The following is an 18,048-nucleotide window of genomic DNA, read 5'->3' as shown; positions in this document are numbered from 1 at the left end:
AGGAAGTATTTTCATGAGCGCATCACTGCCCGAGCATTACCGCGAGATCCTCAAAAGTCTCGGTGAAAACCCTGACCGCGAAGGCTTGCTCGACACTCCAAAGCGCGCCGCCAAAGCCATGCAATACCTGTGTCACGGCTACACCCAAAGCCTTGAAGACATTGTGAATGGCGCCTTGTTTTCCTCTGACAGCGATGAAATGGTGATCGTCGCCGATATCGAGCTGTATTCACTGTGTGAGCATCACCTGCTGCCGTTTATTGGCAAGGCGCACGTGGCCTATATTCCGACTGGCAAAGTGTTGGGGTTGTCTAAAGTGGCGCGCATCGTCGACATGTTTGCCCGACGCCTGCAAATTCAGGAAAACCTCACCCGAGAAATCGCCGAAGCCATTCAGGGCATTACTCAAGCCGCTGGCGTGGCCGTGGTGATTGAAGCCAAGCACATGTGCATGATGATGCGCGGCGTAGAGAAACAAAATTCGACCATGAACACGTCGGTCATGCTGGGTGCGTTTCGCGAACCGAGCACCCGCATGGAGTTCTTGCAATTGATTGGACGGAGCAAGTCGTAATGCCACAACTTCAGCCAGGAATGGCCCGTATTCGCGTCAAAGATCTGTGCCTGCGCACCTACATCGGCATCAATGAGGAAGAAATCCTCAACAAACAGGACGTGCTGATTAACCTCACCATCCTCTATGCCGCGCAGGACGCTGTGCGCGACAACGACATTGATCACGCACTTAACTACCGAACCATCACTAAAGCGGTCATTCACCACGTTGAAGAAAACCGTTTCGCCCTGCTTGAGCGCCTGACTCAAGAACTGCTCGATCTGGTGATGAGCAACACAACCGTGCTGTATGCCGAAGTCGAAGTCGACAAGCCACATGCGCTGCGTTTTGCCGAGTCGGTGTCGATCACGCTCGCGGCCAGCCGCTAACCTGCAACCTTTTGAATCTCGGTGCCCGCCATGACAGCCCAAGAACACCTGGAACTTGAAGCCGCCGCCTTTCGCCGGCTGGTCGCACATCTGGACAGTCGCAAAGACGTGCAAAACATCGACCTGATGAACCTCTCGGGTTTTTGCCGCAACTGCTTGTCCAAGTGGTACAAGGCCGCCGCCGATGAGCGTCAGATTGATCTGAGCCTCGATGACGCCCGCGAAGCTGTGTACGGCATGCCGTACGCCGAATGGAAATCCCTCTACCAGAAAGAAGCCAGCGCCGAACAACAAGCGGCGTTTGCTAAAGGAAAACCGAATGACTGATTTGAATACTCTGCGAGCCAGCCTGAACAGCGGTGAACATTTGTTTGCGGACACGCTGGCGTTTATCGCAGCGCACTACGATTACCAGCCTCAGGCCTTCAACAACGGCGGCGTAGAGAATGCAGCCGGTCAAAATGAAGGCTCGTGCAAAACGTTGGGTTTGGCTCTGCTCGAAGGGTTGAGCGATCAAGAGGCCCTACTCGCCTTTGGTGAGCACTACCGCTCGGTAGTGGCCACCCCGCAAGGCACTGATCACAGCAACATCCGGGCGTTAATTAGCCACGGTTTGGCGGGGGTAAAATTCGACGCCCTGCCGCTGACACGCAAAGCGTAATGGCATTGATCGCGTAGCGCCAAAAGGCTGCGCAGGGGATGCGTCACGCACAAAAAAACCGGCCTGAGCCGGTTTTTTTGACTGCGCGTTATCAGAGTGCTGCGTTTTGCAGACCGTCCAGATAACGCTCAGCATCCAGCGCGGCCATGCAACCGGCGCCTGCCGAAGTAATGGCCTGACGGTAAACGTGGTCAGCCACGTCACCCGCAGCAAACACACCTTCGATGCTAGTAGCTGTCGCGTTACCTTCACGGCCGCCGTGCACAACCATGTAGCCGTCTTTGAGTTCCAATTGGCCTTCGAACAACGAAGTGTTCGGGGTGTGGCCAATGGCGATGAACACGCCGTCGACTTTCAGCTCATCAAAGCTGCCGTCGTTGTTTTTAAGACGAGCACCGGTCACGCCCATGTTGTCGCCCAACACTTCATCCAGCGTCGCGTTCAGCTTGAGTTCGATCTTGCCTTCAGCCACGCGGGCATGCAGCTTGTCGATCAGGATTTTCTCGGCGCGGAACGTGTCACGGCGGTGAACCAGCGTTACTTTGCTGGCGATGTTGGCCAGGTACAGCGCTTCTTCCACCGCCGTGTTGCCACCGCCCACCACCGCAACAGGCTTGTTGCGATAGAAGAAACCGTCACACGTAGCGCAGGCCGAAACACCTTTGCCCATGAACGCTTCTTCAGACGGCAGGCCCAAGTAACGAGCACTGGCGCCAGTGGCAATGATCAGCGCGTCGCAGGTATAAGTGCCGCTGTCGCCGGTCAGGCTGAACGGTTTGTTTTTCAGATCAACTGCGTTGATGTGATCAAACACGATCTCGGTTTCAAAACGCTCAGCGTGTTCACGCATACGCTCCATCAGCGCCGGGCCGGTCAGGCCGTGAACATCACCCGGCCAGTTGTCGACTTCAGTGGTGGTGGTCAGTTGACCGCCAGCCTGCATGCCCGTGATCAGCAGTGGTTTGAGGTTGGCGCGCGCCGCATAAACTGCTGCGCTGTAACCGGCAGGGCCGGAGCCCAGAATAATCACTCGCGAATGACGTACTTCAGACATGACTCACTCCTATGACCGCCCGCATCAAGCCGGGTCGGATCGCCGTTGTAGCGGCTGGAATAAAAAGAGACCGCGAAAGCCTTCAGGCTGTGCCTGAAACTCGCCGATCCTGAAAAAATTGTGGGTGCAGCGTATCGAGGTGGCAGAGATTAAGGAAATACCGTTTAACAATCCAGCTCATAGCAGGTCTCTATATGACTGGATGCGTTTCATAGACGCCTTTGTAACAGTTATTGTCGATCCTGATCCCGCGCTTTCGCTGAACACACAAAGCCGTTAAGGTCGGCCCGTTTTTAACTTGCTCGGAGCACACTATGCCCGCCCCCGTTCTCTCTGGCCCGCACTACCTTCGTGAAGGCCTCAAGCTGGTTCTCAGACCCGGCCTGCGTTTATTCGTGTTGCTGCCGCTGCTGATCAATCTGGTGCTCTTCGTCGGCTTGATATATTTCGCCGGCCATCAGTTCAGCGTTTGGGTCGACGCCTTGATGCCATCGCTGCCCGGCTGGCTGAGCTTCCTCAACTACGTGCTTTGGCCCCTGTTTGTACTGCTAGTGGCTTTTATGGTGTTTTTCACCTTCACCATGCTGGCCAATATCGTCGCCTCACCGTTCAACGGGTTTCTGTCAGAAAAAGTCGAAGTGGTGATACGCGGCACCGATGATTTTCCTGCTTTTAGCTGGGCGGAACTGGTCGCTATGGTGCCGCGCACCTTGGCTCGTGAAATGCGCAAGCTGGGCTACTTTCTTCCTCGGGCGATTGCCTTGCTGATCTTGTCGTTTATTCCGGTGCTCAATCTGATTGCTGCCCCGCTTTGGTTGATCTTCGGCATCTGGATGATGGCGATTCAGTACATCGACTACCCGGCAGACAACCACAAGCTGGGCTGGAACGAAATGCTCGCCTGGCTGCGAGAAAAACGCTGGCAGAGCATGAGCTTTGGCGCAATTGTTTACGTGGTATTGCTGATCCCGGTGGTCAACCTGCTGATGATGCCGGCGGCTGTAGCCGGGGCGACCCTGTTTTGGGTGCGTGAAGGGGGCGAAGACAAACTGACAAGCACCCGCCAAACTCGAACTTCATAAATCCATCATCCCCGTGACACATCGTCGTCATGGCCCCAGCCCACACTGGAGCCATGACCACAGCCTTATTTATCTCCCTGATAACAGAAACCTTCCCGCCTGAAATCAACGGTGTTGCTACCACGCTTGGCCGTTTGTTCGATGGCCTGCGCGCACGTGACCATCAGGTAGAGCTGGTTCGACCGCGCCAAACAACCGATGGCAACCAACGCAGCAGCAAAGGCCTGATGCTTTGCCGTGGCTGGACCGTGCCCGGCTACCCGGGCCTGCAATGGGGCATGGCTTCAACCCACAGGTTGATGAAACGCTGGCAGCAGCAGCGCCCGGATGTGGTGTACATCGCCACCGAAGGCCCGTTGGGGCTTTGCGCATTACGTGTTGCCAGACGATTGGGAATTGCAGTGGTCAGTGGTTTTCATACCAATTTCCAACAGTATTCAAGCCTGTACGGCTTGGGGTTTTTTACCCGATTACTGACCCACTATTTACGCTGGTTTCACAATCGCTCGACCTTGACGCTGGTGCCCAGTAGCAGCCAGCGCTGCGAACTCGAGCGCAGGCACTTTGAGCGTTTGGAGTTGCTTGCGCGTGGAGTCGACAGCAGCCTGTTTAGTCCGGCTAAACGCCACAGTGCATTGCGCCAAAGTTGGGGGCTCAAAGAAGGCGACATCGCCCTGTTGCATGTAGGGCGACTGGCACCCGAAAAAAACCTGACCGCACTCAAACGCTGCCTGGATGCACTGCAAACGCGCTACCCGCAACGTACATTTCGCTTGATCGTAGTGGGTGACGGGCCCAAACGGGCGGCTTTAGAAGCCTCGTTACCAGAAGCCATTTTTTGTGGGACACAAACTGGCGAGGATCTGGCTTGCCACTATGCCTGCGGGGATGTGTTTTTATTCCCCAGCCTCACCGAGACCTTTGGCAATGTGGTGCTGGAAGCCCAAGCGTCAGGTTTGGGAGTGGTGGCCTATGACGAGGCCGCGGCGGGTCAGCATATACGTCATTGCCACAACGGCGTTCTGGCAATGCCGGGCGATGAACATGCCTGGATCGAGGCCGCTTGCTGGTTGCTGGATGACCCAGAAACCTTGCGTACAGTGCGCCTCAATGCGCGCCAGCATGCTCGCCGCCAAGGCTGGCCGGGCATCATCGCGCAATTTGAAAGCCAGTTGCAGCGGGCATGCCAAGGCAAAAAGAATTCAGCCTCGCTGCAAGCACCCGCCACTGCAAAAAAGCGTTAAGCCAACGCTTTTTCAATTGCCTGAATCACACTGGCGTCATCCGGCGCAGTCCGTGGCGAGAAACGCGCCAGCACGCGGCCATCTGGCCCCACCAAAAATTTCTCGAAGTTCCAGGTAATATCCCCGGGAAACTCTGCGCCCTCACCTGCCAGCAGGCGATAAAGCTGATGGCGATCCGGGCCGTTAACCTCCAGCTTGCTGCTCAAGGGGAAGCTAACGCCATAGTTAAGGCTGCAGAACGCTTGAATCTCTTCTTCAGTGCCCGGCTCTTGCCCGGCAAACTGGTTGCAAGGCAAGCCCAGCACGCTGAAGCCTTGATCCTTGTGCTTCTGGTAGAGGTTTTCCAGCGCGGCATATTGCGGCGTCAAACCACATTTGGAGGCGACGTTCACTACCAACACCACTTTGCCCTTGAAGGGTTCCAGTGGTAGCGGCTTGCCGTCCAGCGCGTCTAAGACAAGTTCGTGAAAAGCACTCATGACGGACTCCAAAATTCCGGGATCAGGTTCAGACAATCGCTCCAGATGCCGATTGCCATACGCTTGAAGGATGAAAAAAGGCGCCCGTAGGCGCCCTTTCCTGGCTAGCTCAAGTGAGCTTAGCAGCTGTTATCAGTGCTGATGACCGCCTTCACCGTGAACGTGGCCGTGAGCAACTTCTTCTTCGCTCGCGTCACGAACAGCAACAACCTTAACCTTAAAGTTCAGACGCTGACCAGCCAATGGGTGGTTGCCGTCAACTGTTACGTCGTCGCCGTCCAGATCACGGATCGTCACGATCTGCATTTGGCCGTCTGGCGCGGAAGCGTGGAACTGCATGCCCACTTCCAGTTGGTCAACGCCTTCGAACATGCTGGCGCTCAAAGTACTAACCAGTTCAGCCGAGTATTCGCCGTAAGCGTCTTCTGGCTCAACGGTTACTTCCAGCTCGTCACCAACAGCTTTACCGTCCAGTGCCTTTTCCAGACCCGGAATGATGTTACCTGCGCCTTGCAGGTAAACCAGCGGCGCGCCGCCGGCGGAGCTGTCGATGACCTCACCAGCGTCGTTGGTCAGGGTATAGTCGATGGAGACAGCCTTATTGGCGGCGATCGTCATGGGGCGAGACCTTTTGCAAAAAATAAAGAGTGCGCAAGTTTAACCAAGCAAACGCCCGAAAGCGAACACAACCCAACACAACCAAGACCAACGGATTACTTTGAAAACTTCAACGATCATTGGCTGGCGTCAAGACGAAGAGGAGCACTGGGTCGCTGTACTTTCCTGCGGCCACACCCAGCACCATCGTCATCTACCGCCCTGGCAATCACGCGCTTGGGTACTTGACCCACAACAACGTCAGGCAAAAATAGGCCAACCCTTTGCCTGTGGCTGGTGTGCTCAAGGCGCAGATAGCGCTAATCTTGGCAATTGATTCAGGCACAGGCACCGTTGATGGGCCCTTGCCCTTGCACTGCTCACGTCAGGAAGCTCGCATGCAAACTTTCTTTATCGCCCCCACCGATTTTGGTGTTGGCCTGACATCTATTAGCCTGGGGCTAGTTCGAACGCTAGAACGCGCGGGTTTGAAAGTCGGATTTTTCAAACCCATTGCCCAACCGCATCCGGGCGATACAGGCCCTGAGCGCTCCACCGAACTGATCGCCCGTACTCACGGCCTCAACCCACCCAAGCCATTGGGTTTGGCCCATGTTGAGCGCATGCTCGGTGACGGCCAACTCGACGAGTTGCTAGAAGAAATCATCAGCCTCTATCAAGAAGCCGCTATCGGCAAGGATGTGCTGATCGTCGAAGGCATGGTGCCAACCCGCAGCGCCAGCTACGCCGCACGGGTCAACCTGCACTTGGCCAAAAGTCTGGATGCCGAAGTGATTCTGGTCTCGGCACCTGAAAACGAAGTGCTGACTGAACTGTCTGGTCGAGTAGAGCTGCAAGCACAGTTATTTGGCGGGCCTAAAGACCCGAAAGTGCTGGGCGTCATCCTTAACAAGGTGCGCACCGAAGAGAGCATGGATGCCTTCGCAGCGCGCCTTAAAGAACATTCACCCTTGCTGCGCAGTGGCGACTTCAAGCTATTGGGCTGCATTCCGTATCAGCCTGAGCTCAATGCCCCGCGCACCCGCGATGTGGCCGAGCTGCTTGGCGCTCAAGTGCTCAATGCCGGGGATTATGAAACCCGACGCATGTCGAAAATCATCTTGTGCGCCCGCACGGTGCTCAACACCCTGCAATTGCTTAAGCCCGGCGTGCTGGTCGTCACCCCCGGCGACCGCGATGACATCATTCTGGCCGTGAGCCTGGCCGCGATGAACGGCGTGCCACTGGCGGGCTTGCTGTTGACCAGCGACACCAAACCCGACCCGCGCTTGATGGAGCTGTGCCGTGGCGCGCTACAGGCCGGGCTTCCGGTGTTGTCGGTCAGCACGGGTTCTTACGACACCGCCAATCAGCTTAATCAGCTGAACAAGGAAATCCCGATTGATGACCGCGAGCGTGCCGAAATCATCACCGACTTTGTGGCCAGCCACCTCGACGCCAACTGGCTGCATCAGCGCTGTGGCACCCCGCGGGAAATGCGCCTGACGCCTGCTGTGTTCCGCTATCAATTGATTCAGCGTGCCCAGCAAGCCAATAAACGCATCGTCCTGCCAGAAGGCAGTGAACCGCTGACCGTGCAAGCAGCTGCTATCTGCCATGCTCGCGGCATTGCTCGCTGCGTGTTGCTGGCCAAACCCTCGGACGTTGAGGCCGTGGCCAAGGCGCATGGCTTTGAGTTGCCAGTGGGGTTGGAAATCCTCGACCCGGATTTGATTCGTGCTCGGTACGTTGAACCGATGGTGGCGCTGCGTAAAACCAAAAGCCTCAATGCCCCAATGGCCGAGCAACAACTGGAAGACCCAGTGGTAATCGGCACCATGATGCTGGCGCTAGACGAAGTCGACGGGTTGGTCTCGGGGGTTATTCACTCCACCGCCAACACCATCCGCCCTGCCTTGCAGCTGATTAAAACCGCGCCCGGCTGCACGCTGGTGTCGTCAGTGTTCTTTATGTTGTTTCCTGAACAAGTGCTGGTGTACGGCGACTGCGTGATGAACCCGCATCCATCAGCCACAGAGCTGGCCGAAATTGCCCTGCAAAGCGCTGATTCTGCTGCTGCGTTCGGCATCACGCCACGTGTGGCGATGATCAGCTACTCCAGCGGCGAGTCGGCCAGCGGTGAAGAGGTCGAAAAAGTCCGCGAAGCCACACTGCTAGCACACGAAACGCAGCGCACGCTGCTCATTGATGGCCCCCTGCAATACGACGCAGCAGCCAACGAAGCGGTGGCTCGACAATTGGCGCCTAACAGCCCAGTGGCAGGCCGCGCTACTGTGTTTGTATTCCCGGACTTAAATACCGGCAACACCACCTACAAAGCCGTACAACGCAGTGCTGATTGCGTCAGCCTAGGCCCTATGCTGCAAGGCCTGCGTAAACCGGTGAACGATCTGCCACGCGGCGCGCAAGTGGACGACATCGTCTACACCATCGCCCTTACGGCGATTCAAGCGGCCAACCGACCTATGGATGTGTAAATGCTGGACTTCCTGCCTGCGCCGCTACGCGGCGTCATTGCTTCCCTGCTGTTGGCGATCAACACCATCGTGTGTTGCACGCCATTATTTGTGGTCGCCATTTTTAAACTGTGCCTGCCGTTTGCAGCCGCGCAACGGGTTACCGATTGGCTGATGCGCCATATCCACGAGGCCTGGGTCAGCAACAACAAACTGTGGATGGACTTGCTGCGCAACACCCGCTGGCACATCAAAGGCCTTGAAGGGCTGGACTACGAGCATTCGTATCTGGTGACCAGCAACCATCAGAGCTGGGTTGACATCATGGTGCTGCAATACGTGCTCAACAAACGTATTCGCCCGTTAAAGTTCTTTCTCAAGCAAGAACTGATCTGGGTGCCAGTGATTGGTTTGGCGTGGTGGGCACTGGGCTTTCCATTCATGAAACGCTATTCAAAAGCGTATCTGGCCAAACACCCGGAGAAAAAAGGCGCGGATTTGGCCACCACGCGTAAAACCTGCGCGAAGTTCAAAAATCAGCCGGTGGGGATTTTCAATTTCGTTGAAGGCACCCGCTTCACTGAAGCCAAGCACGCGCAACAAAACTCCCCGTTCCGCTACCTGCTCAAACCAAAAGCGGGCGGCATTGCCTTTGTGCTGGACGCAATGGGCGAACAGCTCAAGTCCATCGTCAACGTGACCATTCACTACCCGGGCGGGCGTCCGGGGTATTGGGATCTGCTGTGCGGCAACGTGAAAGACGTGGTGGTGGTATTTGAAGAGCTGAATATCCCGGCTGAATTTATTGGCAAAAACTACGACCAGGACGCCGAATACAAATTAGCGTTTCAGGGTTGGATCAACACCCTGTGGGAAGACAAAGATCAGTTGCTGGATGAACTGCATCGCGAGTACCCGAAAACCTGATACAAATCCTGCGGCAGCTGCTACAGCGGTTGTGTTGAACCTAAAGTCGTCTCAACAAAAAGCCCGCCACCGATCACTCGGTGGCGGGCTTTTTGGTCACGCCGGCGTTTAAATCGCGCCGCGCTGACGCAACAAGTCCAACACTAACTTGACGCCTTCATCCAAGGTCAGTGACTGGGTGTTTACCACCAAGTCAGCATTGAGCGGTACGTCATACGGGAAGGACTCACCCGGAATGTTGTCGCCGCCCGCTGCGTACAGCCCCTGCGGGTCACGTTCGGCACACACTGCCGGAGACGCCTGAACGTAGACGGTCAGCAAACGATCGCTGCCGATCAGCGCTTTGGCCTGTTCACGCCCCTCAGCATCCGGTGCAACGAACGCCGCCAGTGTCAGCAAGCCAGCTTCGTTGAACTGACGTGCCACGTGGGCGGCACGACGCCAGTTTTCGGTGCGTCCAGCGCGATCCTGCGGCAAACCTTTGTTCAGGTCATGGCGCAGGTTCTGGCCGTCCAATACAAACACTGCACGCCCCATGTCGAACAACTTGCGCTCAACGGCATACGCCAACGTGCTTTTGCCCGCGCCCGACAAGCCGCTGAACAACACGGTGGCCGGTTGCTGACCGAAACGCTGAGCACGTTCTTCAGTCGTCACATGCGCCAACGGGCCGTGATGCGTCGCGGTGCCGTGACTCAATGGTTGAGCGACGATCATGCCCGCGCCCACTGTGCCGTTGGTCAAACGGTCGATGATGATGAACGAGCCCGTCGTGCGGTTGCTTTCATAACCATCCAACGCGATCGGGGCGTCCAGGCTGATTTTGACTTTGCCGATCTCGTTCAGTTGCAAAGCACTGGCCGGGCCTTCTTCGAGGGTGTTCACATCGACTTTGTTAACGATGCTGGCAATCGAACCCGGCACGTAGCTAGTAGCGCGCTTGATGTCGTACTTTTTGCCCGGCAGCATTGGCTCTTCGGCCATCCACACCAGCATGGCTTCGAAGCTGTCGGTCACTGGCGGCACATTGTCGGCATGCACCAACAAGTCGCCACGAGAAATATCAATTTCGTCTTCCATAGTCAGCGTGACCGCTTGACCCGGCCCTGCGTGCTCCAGCTCGCCCTCAAAGGTGACGATGGATTTGACCCGACTGCTTTTGCCCGACGGCAGCACAACAATTTCGTCACCCTTGTGCACGATGCCGCTGGCCAAGGTGCCGGCAAAGCCTCGGAAGTTCAGGTTCGGACGGTTGACGTATTGCACCGGGAAGCGAAGATCGGTCAGGTTGCGGTCGGCGGCGATTTCTACGGTTTCGAGAATCTCCATCAACGACTGGCCGGTGTACCAAGGCGAACGCTCGCTCTTGTTCACCACGTTGTCACCTTTAAGGGCAGACATCGGCACAAAGTGCAGGCTGGTCGGCTTCATCTTCAAGCCTTCAGCAAACGCCAGGTAGTCGGCCTTGATCGACTCAAACACACCTTCATCAAAACCTTTGAGGTCCATTTTGTTGATGGCCACAACGATGTGTTTTATGCCCAACAACGAGGCGATAAAACTATGACGGCGGGTTTGGGTCTGCACGCCATAACGGGCGTCGACCAAAATGATCGCCAGATCGCAGGTGGACGCACCGGTGGCCATGTTGCGGGTGTACTGCTCATGGCCCGGGGTATCGGCGATGATGAATTTGCGCTTGGCAGTCGAGAAATAACGGTACGCCACGTCGATGGTAATGCCCTGCTCACGTTCAGCTTGCAGGCCATCTACCAGCAGCGCCAGGTCGATATCATCGCCCGTGGTACCGCTTTTTTTCGAGTCGCGGGTAATGGCTTCCAAATGGTCTTCGTAGATCATTTTGGAGTCGTGCAGCAGGCGCCCGATTAGGGTGCTCTTGCCGTCATCGACGTTGCCACAGGTCAGAAAGCGCAACATCTCTTTGCGCTCGTGCTGGCCCAGGTAGGCGAGGATGTCCTCGCTGATCAAATCAGATACGTGCGACATGACAACCCCTTAGAAATAACCCTGACGTTTTTTATCTTCCATGGAGCCGGCGCCATCGTGATCGATGACTCGGCCCTGGCGCTCGGAAGTACGCGTCAGGAGCATTTCCTGGATGATGTCCGTCAGCGTTTCGGCCTCGGACTCTACCGCGCCAGTCAACGGGTAGCAGCCAAGTGTACGGAAACGGACCTTTTTCTTGACGATACGCGCCTTGTCTTCATCAGACAGGTGCTCAAGGATGCGCTCGTCGTCGATCATGATCAGCGTGCCGTTCTTCTCGATAACTTCACGCTCGGCCGCAAAATACAGCGGCACAATCGGGATGCCTTCAAGGTAGATGTATTGCCAGATATCGAGTTCGGTCCAGTTGGACAACGGGAACACACGAATCGATTCGCCCTTGTTGACGTTGCCGTTGTAGACGTTCCACAACTCAGGGCGCTGATTTTTCGGGTCCCAGCGGTGCTTGCTGTCACGGAACGAATACACACGCTCTTTGGCGCGGGATTTCTCTTCATCACGACGCGCGCCACCGAAGGCAGCATCAAAACCGTACTTGTCCAGCGCCTGCTTAAGGCCCTCGGTTTTCATGATGTCAGTGTGTTTAGCGCTGCCGTGAGTGAAAGGGTTGATGCCCTGCGCCACGCCGTCCGGGTTGACGTGAGTGATCAACTCAAGGCCCAGCTCAGCGACCATCTTGTCGCGAAAGCTGTACATCTCCTGGAATTTCCACTGGGTGTCGACATGCATCACCGGAAACGGCAACTTGCCAGGGAAAAATGCCTTGCGTGCAAGGTGTAGCATCACGGCGGAATCTTTACCGATCGAGTACAGCATGACCGGGTTATCGAACTCGGCAGCCACCTCGCGGATGATGTGGATGCTTTCCGCCTCCAGCTGTTTCAGATGCGTCAGTTTGTCGACCATGGCTACTCACGAAAGCTATCTTATGAACGGCCTGCGGGCCGTGTTCGAGGGTCGAATGCTAGCACAGCACCTTCTTCTATTGAGGGCGCCAACTAGATCGAAAAGGTCTAAGAATAGATCGACGGGTTTGGCCATTCACGCTCGATCCGTAGGCGCTGGCGCAGCCTGCGATCTTTTATGTGGATCAAAAGATAGCAGGCTGCGCCAGCGACTACGGACCAAGGGTCAGATTGGGTTAGGGCAATCGATAAACAGATGTTCCAGCGCAAATCGTCGGGCCAAATAGTCGCCCAAGGCTTGCACGCCATAACGCTCGGTGGCGTGATGCCCGGCGGCAATAAAGCTGATGTCGTTTTCGCGGGCGCTATGAAAGGTTTGCTCTGACGCTTCGCCGCTCAGGTACAAATCAACACCCGCCAGCACTGCTTGGTCGATGTAACCCTGACCGCCGCCGGTGCACCAACCTACGCGGCGAATCATCTCGCTGCCTTCGATCAGCAAGGGCTCGCGCCCCAAGGCGTCCTGCACGCGGCGGGAAAAATCGCGAGCACTCACCGGCTCGCTCAAAGACCCCACCAGCCCCACCACTTTGGCGTTGCTGGGGTCCAGCGGGCCTTCAACTGTAATGTCCAACTGACGCGCCAACTGCACGTTGTTGCCCACGTCAGGGTGTAAATCCAACGGCAGGTGATACGCCAACAAGCTGATATCGTGCTTGAGCAGGGTTTTGAGGCGGCGCTGCTTCATGCCGGTGACACATGGGTCTTCGCCCTTCCAGAAATAGCCGTGGTGCACTAACACCAAGTCAGCCTTGGCCTCGACCGCCGCATCAAGCAATGCCTGACTGGCCGTGACGCCGCTGACAATGCGCAGCACTTGCGGGCGACCTTCAACCTGCAAGCCGTTGGGGCAGTAATCGCTGATTGCAGCGCAATTGAGGTAACGATTTGCTTCTTCTACCAGCGTGCTCAGGGCGACAGCCATAAAAGACTCCTAAATATAGCGTTCAGAGCCGTTCGGCCCTCGTATAATGGCCGCCATTATGGGCCGTCATGGTGGCTCTGCAACCTTCAGGACTTAGTTCAATGCTCAAGGCTTTGCGTTTTTTTGGCTGGCCGCTGCTGGCCGGCGTACTTATCGCTTTGCTGATTATTCAGCGTTACCCCCAGTGGGTCGGGCTGCCGAGCCTGGACGTTAATCTGCAACAAGCGCCTCAGACTGCGTACATGCAACAGGGCCCGGTGACTTACGCCGATGCCGTTACCCGCGCAGCCCCCGCAGTGGCCAACCTGTACACCACCAAAGTGGTGAACAAAAACGCCCGCCCCTTGTTTGAAGACCCGCAATTTCGCCACTTTTTTGGCAACAACGCGCCCAAGCAAAAGCGCATGGAGTCCAGCCTGGGTTCGGCCGTGATCATGAGCCCCGAAGGCTATTTGCTGACCAATAACCACGTGACCGTGGGAGCTGATCAAATTGTGGTGGCACTTAAGGACGGCCGCGAAACACTGGCTCGCGTGATCGGCAGCGATCCCGAGACCGACCTGGCCGTGCTCAAAATTGACTTGAAAAACCTGCCCTCCATCACCATTGGCCGCTCCGACACCCTGCGTATCGGCGACATTGCACTGGCCATTGGTAACCCGTTCGGGGTGGGCCAAACCACAACAATGGGCATCATCAGTGCCACAGGCCGTAACCAGTTGGGCCTCAATAACTACGAAGACTTCATTCAGACCGATGCTGCGATCAACCCTGGTAATTCCGGAGGCGCGCTGGTGGATGCCAACGGCAATCTGACCGGGATCAATACAGCGATTTTTTCCAAGTCGGGAGGGTCACAAGGCATTGGTTTTGCCATTCCAATCAACCTCGCAATGGAAGTCATGAAGTCGATCATCGAGCATGGTCAGGTAATTCGCGGCTGGCTAGGGATTGAAGTGCAACCGTTGACGCCTGACTTGGCGGAGTCGTTCGGCATGAGCGGGCGCCCAGGCATTGTAGTGGCGGGGATCTTCCGAGACGGCCCGGCGCAAAAAGCGGGCCTGCAATTGGGCGATGTGATTATGAGTATTGATGGTGCGCTGGCGAGCGACGGTCGTCGCTCGATGAATCAGGTGGCACGTATCAAGCCATCGGACAAAATCAGCATTCAGGTGATGCGTAACGGTAAAGAGCTAAACCTCACCGCCGAAGTTGGCCTGCGGCCACCGCAAGAACAGCCACCGCAGTCTGAAGATTGACCCATTAGCCCGTGGGAGCTGCCGTAGGCTGCGATTTTTTAGATTAAAAGATCGCAGCCTGCGCCAGTATCTACAGGTTCTGATTACAAATCAGACAACCCTTCAATCAACGCCGCGTTCTGCTCTGGCGTACCAATGGTGATACGCAAGAACTGTGCAATACGCAGTTGCTTGAAGTGGCGCACGATCACGCCTTGCTCGCGCAACTTGGCTGCCAGCGCCGCTGCGTCATGCTCCGGGTGACGCGCGAAAATAAAGTTCGCCGCCGAGGGCAACACCTCAAAGCCTAACGCCTTCAATTGCCCCACCACCTGCTCACGGCTGTCGATCACGGCCTGACAGGTTTGATTGAAGTAAGCACGATCTTCAAACGCAGCCGCCGCCCCCACGATAGCCAAACGATCTAGCGGATAAGAGTTAAAGCTGTTTTTGATCCGCTCCAGAGCTTCGATCAAATCCGGATGCCCTACCGCCAGCCCCACACGCAATCCAGCCAGCGAGCGAGATTTTGACAAGGTTTGCGTGACCAACAGGTTTGGGTAGCGATCCACCAGACTGATGGCCGTTTCGCCGCCAAAGTCGATATACGCCTCATCCACCACAACCACGGAGTCAGGGTTGGCCTTGAGCATGTGCTCGATAGCGTCCAACGCTAACAGGCAACCCGTTGGCGCATTTGGATTGGGGAAGATGATCCCGCCGTTGGGCTTGGCGTAGTCCGCAGGTTGAATCTGAAACTGCGCATCCAACGGTACCGCGTCGAACTCAATGCCGTACAGGCCGCAATAAACCGGATAGAAGCTGTAGCTGATGTCCGGGAACAGCAGCGGTTTATCGTGCTGAAACAAACCATTGAACACGTGCGCCAGCACTTCATCAGAACCGTTACCGAGAAACACCTGATTGGTCTGCACATCGTAATAGTCAGCGACCGCCTGCTTAAGCAGGTCGCTGTTAGGGTCGGGGTACAAACGCAGGTTGTCGTTGATCTCGGCCTGCATCGCGGCCAACGCCTTAGGCGAAGGCCCGTAGGGGTTTTCGTTGGTGTTGAGCTTGACCAGCTTGGCCAGCTTCGGTTGCTCACCCGGCACGTAAGGCACCAGTGCTTTAACGAATGGACTCCAAAACTTGCTCATAGTTATTGCCCCTGTTCGGTGTCAGCGATGATCCGGTATTCGGCGCTACGGGCGTGCCCTGTCAGCGACTCACCGCGGGCCAGAATAGAGGCCGTTTTGCCCAACTCAGATGCGCCTTGCTCGGAGCAAAAGATGATCGACGAACGCTTTTGGAAGTCATAAACACCCAGCGGCGACGAGAAACGCGCTGTGCCGGAAGTAGGCAATACGTGGTTCGGGCCTGCGCAATAGTCACCCAACGCTTCGCTGGTGTGACGCCCCATAAAGATCGCGCCCGCGTGGCGGATCTGCGGCAGCCAGGCTTGCGGGTCAGCGACAGACAGCTCCAAGTGCTCAGGCGCAATGCGGTTGGCCACGTCGATGGCTTGCTGCATGTCTTTCACCAAAATCAGCGCACCCCGGCCATTGATTGAGGTGTTGATGATGTCGGCACGCTCCATAGTAGGCAGCAGTTTGGCGATACTCGCGGCCACTTTATCGAGGAACTCGGCATCCGGGCTGACCAAAATGGCTTGTGCGTCTTCGTCGTGTTCGGCCTGGGAGAACAAGTCCATGGCGATCCAGTCCGGGTCTGTCTGACCATCACACACCACGAGGATTTCCGAAGGCCCGGCAATCATGTCGATGCCCACCTGACCAAAAACGTGACGTTTGGCAGTGGCGACATAGATGTTGCCCGGCCCAACCACTTTGTCGACTTTCGGCACGCTCTCGGTGCCGTAAGCCAGCGCAGCCACTGCTTGCGCGCCGCCGATGGTAAACACACGATCCACACCCGCGATGCAGGCCGCTGCCAGCACCAGTTCATTGATCTCGCCGCGCGGAGTGGGTACGACCATCACCACTTCGGTGACGCCTGCCACTTTTGCAGGAATTGCGTTCATCAACACCGACGATGGGTACGAGGCCTTACCACCCGGCACATACAGGCCTGCCCGATCCAGCGGCGTGACCTTTTGGCCCAACACGGTGCCGTCGGCTTCGGTGTAAGTCCAAGAGTCTTGTTTCTGCTTTTCGTGGTAGCTGCGCACACGTTGAGCGGCTTTTTCCAGCGCTTCACGTTGAGGCGCGGTGATGCGGGTCAGCGCCAGTTCGAGTCGTTCGCGTGGCAGGATCAAGTCCGCCATCGAAGCCACTTGCAAGCCGTCGAAACGCTGGGTGAACTCAACCAGTGCTGCGTCACCGCGCTCACGCACGGCCTTGATGATGTCGAGCACACGCTGATTGACCGAGTCGTCGGACACGCTTTCCCAGCTCAGCAAATGATCCAGATGCTGCGCGAAGTCCGGGTCAGCAGCGTTGAGTCGGCGAATGGCAGTGGGAGCGGTCATAGCGAGGGCCTCGGTAATTGGCGAATGCTTAGAATTAATGATGTTGCTGAGCTCAGGCGCCCCAAGACTACCAAGCTGTCCGCGTGGGCACCTGAGATTTCTGGCTATTACGCGGATAGATGGGCGCGACTCAAGGTCGCGCAGATGAGTCAGCCGTGATGTCGCGATTCCACTGCTTTGCGCAGGGTGTCGATCAGGGCTTGAATGCGGGCGTGTTGCATTTTCATGGATGCCTTGTTAACCACCAGACGGGAGCTGATGGCGGCAATGAATTCCTGAGGTTCCAGGCCATTGGCACGCAAGGTGTTACCGGTATCGACTACGTCGATGATTTTGTCGGCCAAACCAATCAGCGGGGCCAGTTCCATCGAGCCATACAGCTTGATGATGTCGACCTGACGGCCTTGTTCGGCGTAATAGCGCTTGGCTACGTTGACGAACTTGGTCGCCACTCGCAGGCGACCCTTAGGCTCTACAGCGCCAACGGCACCTGCGGTCATCAGTTTGCATTGAGCAATTCGCAGATCCAGCGGCTCGTACAACCCTTGGCCACCGTATTCCATCAGCACATCTTTGCCCGCGACACCCAGGTCTGCGGCGCCATGCTCAACGTACGTTGGCACGTCAGTGGCACGTACGATCAATAGACGTACATCAGGCTGGGAGGTCGGGATGATCAGCTTGCGGCTTTTGTCCGGATTCTCGGTCGGCACAATGCCCGCTTCAGCCAGAAGCGGCAACGTGTCGTCAAGGATACGGCCCTTGGACAGTGCAATGGTCAGCATGGGAAACGTAAGTCCTTATCAGGGTACTTATGCCCGGGCACAATCGGTGCCGGACAAGCATCGAGCCTGATAAGCAGGCTCGATTTGAACGATTCAAGGCCAGGTAAAGTAGCGCTTTTGGGCGTTTACGTCACCTGGCGACTGGACACGGTC

The 18,048-nt window shown here is 56.5% G+C and carries 18 protein-coding genes and 1 pseudogene; 10 read left to right on the top strand and 9 right to left on the bottom strand.

Annotated features, from left to right (window positions below; genetic code table 11):
* Nucleotides 1-13: 13 nt before the first annotated feature.
* Genes folE through ACZRJQ_RS18820 form a run of 4 tightly spaced genes read left to right on the top strand, consistent with a single transcriptional unit; the run spans nt 14 to nt 1,606 of the window.
* Nucleotides 14-574, top strand: a complete 561-nt coding sequence (folE, locus tag ACZRJQ_RS18835; RefSeq protein WP_463979839.1) for a GTP cyclohydrolase I FolE — start codon at nt 14-16, stop codon at nt 572-574.
* Nucleotides 574-945: a dihydroneopterin triphosphate 2'-epimerase gene (gene folX / locus ACZRJQ_RS18830; protein WP_463979838.1), complete on the top strand. Its 372-nt coding sequence runs from the start codon at nt 574-576 to the stop codon at nt 943-945. Before folE ends, folX begins: the two co-directional genes overlap by 1 nt.
* Nucleotides 946-975: 30 nt before the next feature.
* Nucleotides 976-1,272: a DUF1244 domain-containing protein gene (locus ACZRJQ_RS18825; RefSeq protein ID WP_463979837.1), complete on the top strand. Its 297-nt coding sequence runs from the start codon at nt 976-978 to the stop codon at nt 1,270-1,272.
* Nucleotides 1,265-1,606: a HopJ type III effector protein gene (locus ACZRJQ_RS18820; RefSeq protein WP_463979836.1), complete on the top strand. Its 342-nt coding sequence runs from the start codon at nt 1,265-1,267 to the stop codon at nt 1,604-1,606. Before ACZRJQ_RS18825 ends, ACZRJQ_RS18820 begins: the two co-directional genes overlap by 8 nt.
* Nucleotides 1,607-1,697: 91 nt before the next feature.
* Here the strand turns inward: ACZRJQ_RS18820 and trxB are convergent, their stop codons facing one another.
* Entirely contained in the window at nt 1,698-2,660 is a 963-nt protein-coding gene (gene trxB / locus ACZRJQ_RS18815; protein WP_463979835.1) for a thioredoxin-disulfide reductase, read from the bottom strand.
* A 314-nt stretch (nt 2,661-2,974) separates the two neighbouring features.
* Here trxB and cysZ point away from each other — a divergent pair, with 314 nt between their 5' ends.
* Together cysZ and ACZRJQ_RS18805 are read left to right on the top strand one after the other, a co-directional pair.
* A complete protein-coding gene (cysZ, locus tag ACZRJQ_RS18810; protein ID WP_463979834.1) occupies nt 2,975-3,742 on the top strand; it encodes a sulfate transporter CysZ in 768 nt (255 codons plus the stop codon).
* 29 nt (nt 3,743-3,771) lie between these two features.
* Nucleotides 3,772-4,986 carry a glycosyltransferase family 4 protein gene (locus ACZRJQ_RS18805; protein WP_463979833.1) on the top strand — a complete coding sequence of 405 codons (1,215 nt, stop codon included), beginning with the start codon at nt 3,772-3,774 and terminating at the stop codon, nt 4,984-4,986.
* Here ACZRJQ_RS18805 and ACZRJQ_RS18800 read toward each other — a convergent pair.
* A complete protein-coding gene (locus tag ACZRJQ_RS18800; RefSeq protein WP_463979832.1) occupies nt 4,983-5,465 on the bottom strand; it encodes a glutathione peroxidase in 483 nt (160 codons plus the stop codon). The genes ACZRJQ_RS18805 and ACZRJQ_RS18800 overlap by 4 nt on opposite strands.
* 132 nt (nt 5,466-5,597) lie before the next feature.
* On the bottom strand, nt 5,598-6,083 hold the full coding sequence (locus tag ACZRJQ_RS18795) for an FKBP-type peptidyl-prolyl cis-trans isomerase (RefSeq protein ID WP_463979831.1): 486 nt from the start codon (nt 6,081-6,083) through the stop codon (nt 5,598-5,600).
* On the opposite strand from ACZRJQ_RS18795, the pseudogene ACZRJQ_RS18790 reads away from it, so the two are divergent.
* From ACZRJQ_RS18790 to ACZRJQ_RS18780, 3 genes and pseudogenes are all read left to right on the top strand, one after another.
* Nucleotides 6,052-6,399: pseudogene (locus ACZRJQ_RS18790) on the top strand (DUF3565 domain-containing protein). The gene ACZRJQ_RS18795 and the pseudogene ACZRJQ_RS18790 sit on opposite strands and share 32 nt — an antisense overlap.
* A gap of 61 nt (nt 6,400-6,460) precedes the next feature.
* Entirely contained in the window at nt 6,461-8,560 is a 2,100-nt protein-coding gene (gene pta / locus ACZRJQ_RS18785) for a phosphate acetyltransferase (protein ID WP_463979830.1), read from the top strand.
* Nucleotides 8,561-9,466, top strand: a complete 906-nt coding sequence (locus tag ACZRJQ_RS18780; RefSeq protein WP_463979829.1) for an acyltransferase — start codon at nt 8,561-8,563, stop codon at nt 9,464-9,466.
* A 108-nt stretch (nt 9,467-9,574) separates the two neighbouring features.
* Here ACZRJQ_RS18780 and cysN read toward each other — a convergent pair whose 3' ends face one another.
* From cysN to ACZRJQ_RS18765, 3 genes are all read right to left on the bottom strand, one after another.
* Nucleotides 9,575-11,473, bottom strand: coding sequence for a sulfate adenylyltransferase subunit CysN (gene cysN, locus ACZRJQ_RS18775; protein ID WP_463979828.1), 1,899 nt, complete (start codon nt 11,471-11,473; stop codon nt 9,575-9,577).
* Nucleotides 11,474-11,482: 9 nt separating this feature from the next.
* Nucleotides 11,483-12,400 (bottom strand): sulfate adenylyltransferase subunit CysD, encoded by a 918-nt coding sequence (cysD, locus tag ACZRJQ_RS18770; RefSeq protein ID WP_463979827.1) that lies wholly within the window; start codon nt 12,398-12,400, stop codon nt 11,483-11,485.
* Between the two features lie 225 nt (nt 12,401-12,625).
* Nucleotides 12,626-13,384, bottom strand: a complete 759-nt coding sequence (locus ACZRJQ_RS18765; RefSeq protein ID WP_463979826.1) for a Nif3-like dinuclear metal center hexameric protein — start codon at nt 13,382-13,384, stop codon at nt 12,626-12,628.
* Nucleotides 13,385-13,485: 101 nt separating this feature from the next.
* On the opposite strand from ACZRJQ_RS18765, the gene algW reads away from it, so the two are divergent.
* Entirely contained in the window at nt 13,486-14,643 is a 1,158-nt protein-coding gene (gene algW, locus ACZRJQ_RS18760; protein WP_463979825.1) for a Do family serine endopeptidase AlgW, read from the top strand.
* 83 nt (nt 14,644-14,726) lie between these two features.
* Here algW and hisC read toward each other — a convergent pair whose 3' ends face one another.
* The 3 genes from hisC to hisG all read right to left on the bottom strand — a co-directional run bounded on the left by hisC (nt 14,727) and on the right by hisG (nt 17,895).
* The gene (gene hisC / locus ACZRJQ_RS18755; protein ID WP_463979824.1) at nt 14,727-15,779 is read right to left on the bottom strand and encodes a histidinol-phosphate transaminase; all 1,053 of its coding nucleotides are present in this window, start codon (nt 15,777-15,779) and stop codon (nt 14,727-14,729) included.
* Between the two features lie 2 nt (nt 15,780-15,781).
* On the bottom strand, nt 15,782-17,110 hold the full coding sequence (gene hisD / locus ACZRJQ_RS18750) for a histidinol dehydrogenase (protein ID WP_463979823.1): 1,329 nt from the start codon (nt 17,108-17,110) through the stop codon (nt 15,782-15,784).
* Between the two features lie 149 nt (nt 17,111-17,259).
* Nucleotides 17,260-17,895 (bottom strand): ATP phosphoribosyltransferase, encoded by a 636-nt coding sequence (gene hisG, locus ACZRJQ_RS18745; protein ID WP_463979822.1) that lies wholly within the window; start codon nt 17,893-17,895, stop codon nt 17,260-17,262.
* Between the last annotated feature and the right edge of the window lie 153 nt (nt 17,896-18,048).

It is taken from the genome of Pseudomonas sp. E315 (assembly GCF_055406205.1).
This window is presented reverse-complemented; position numbering and strand designations above follow the sequence as displayed.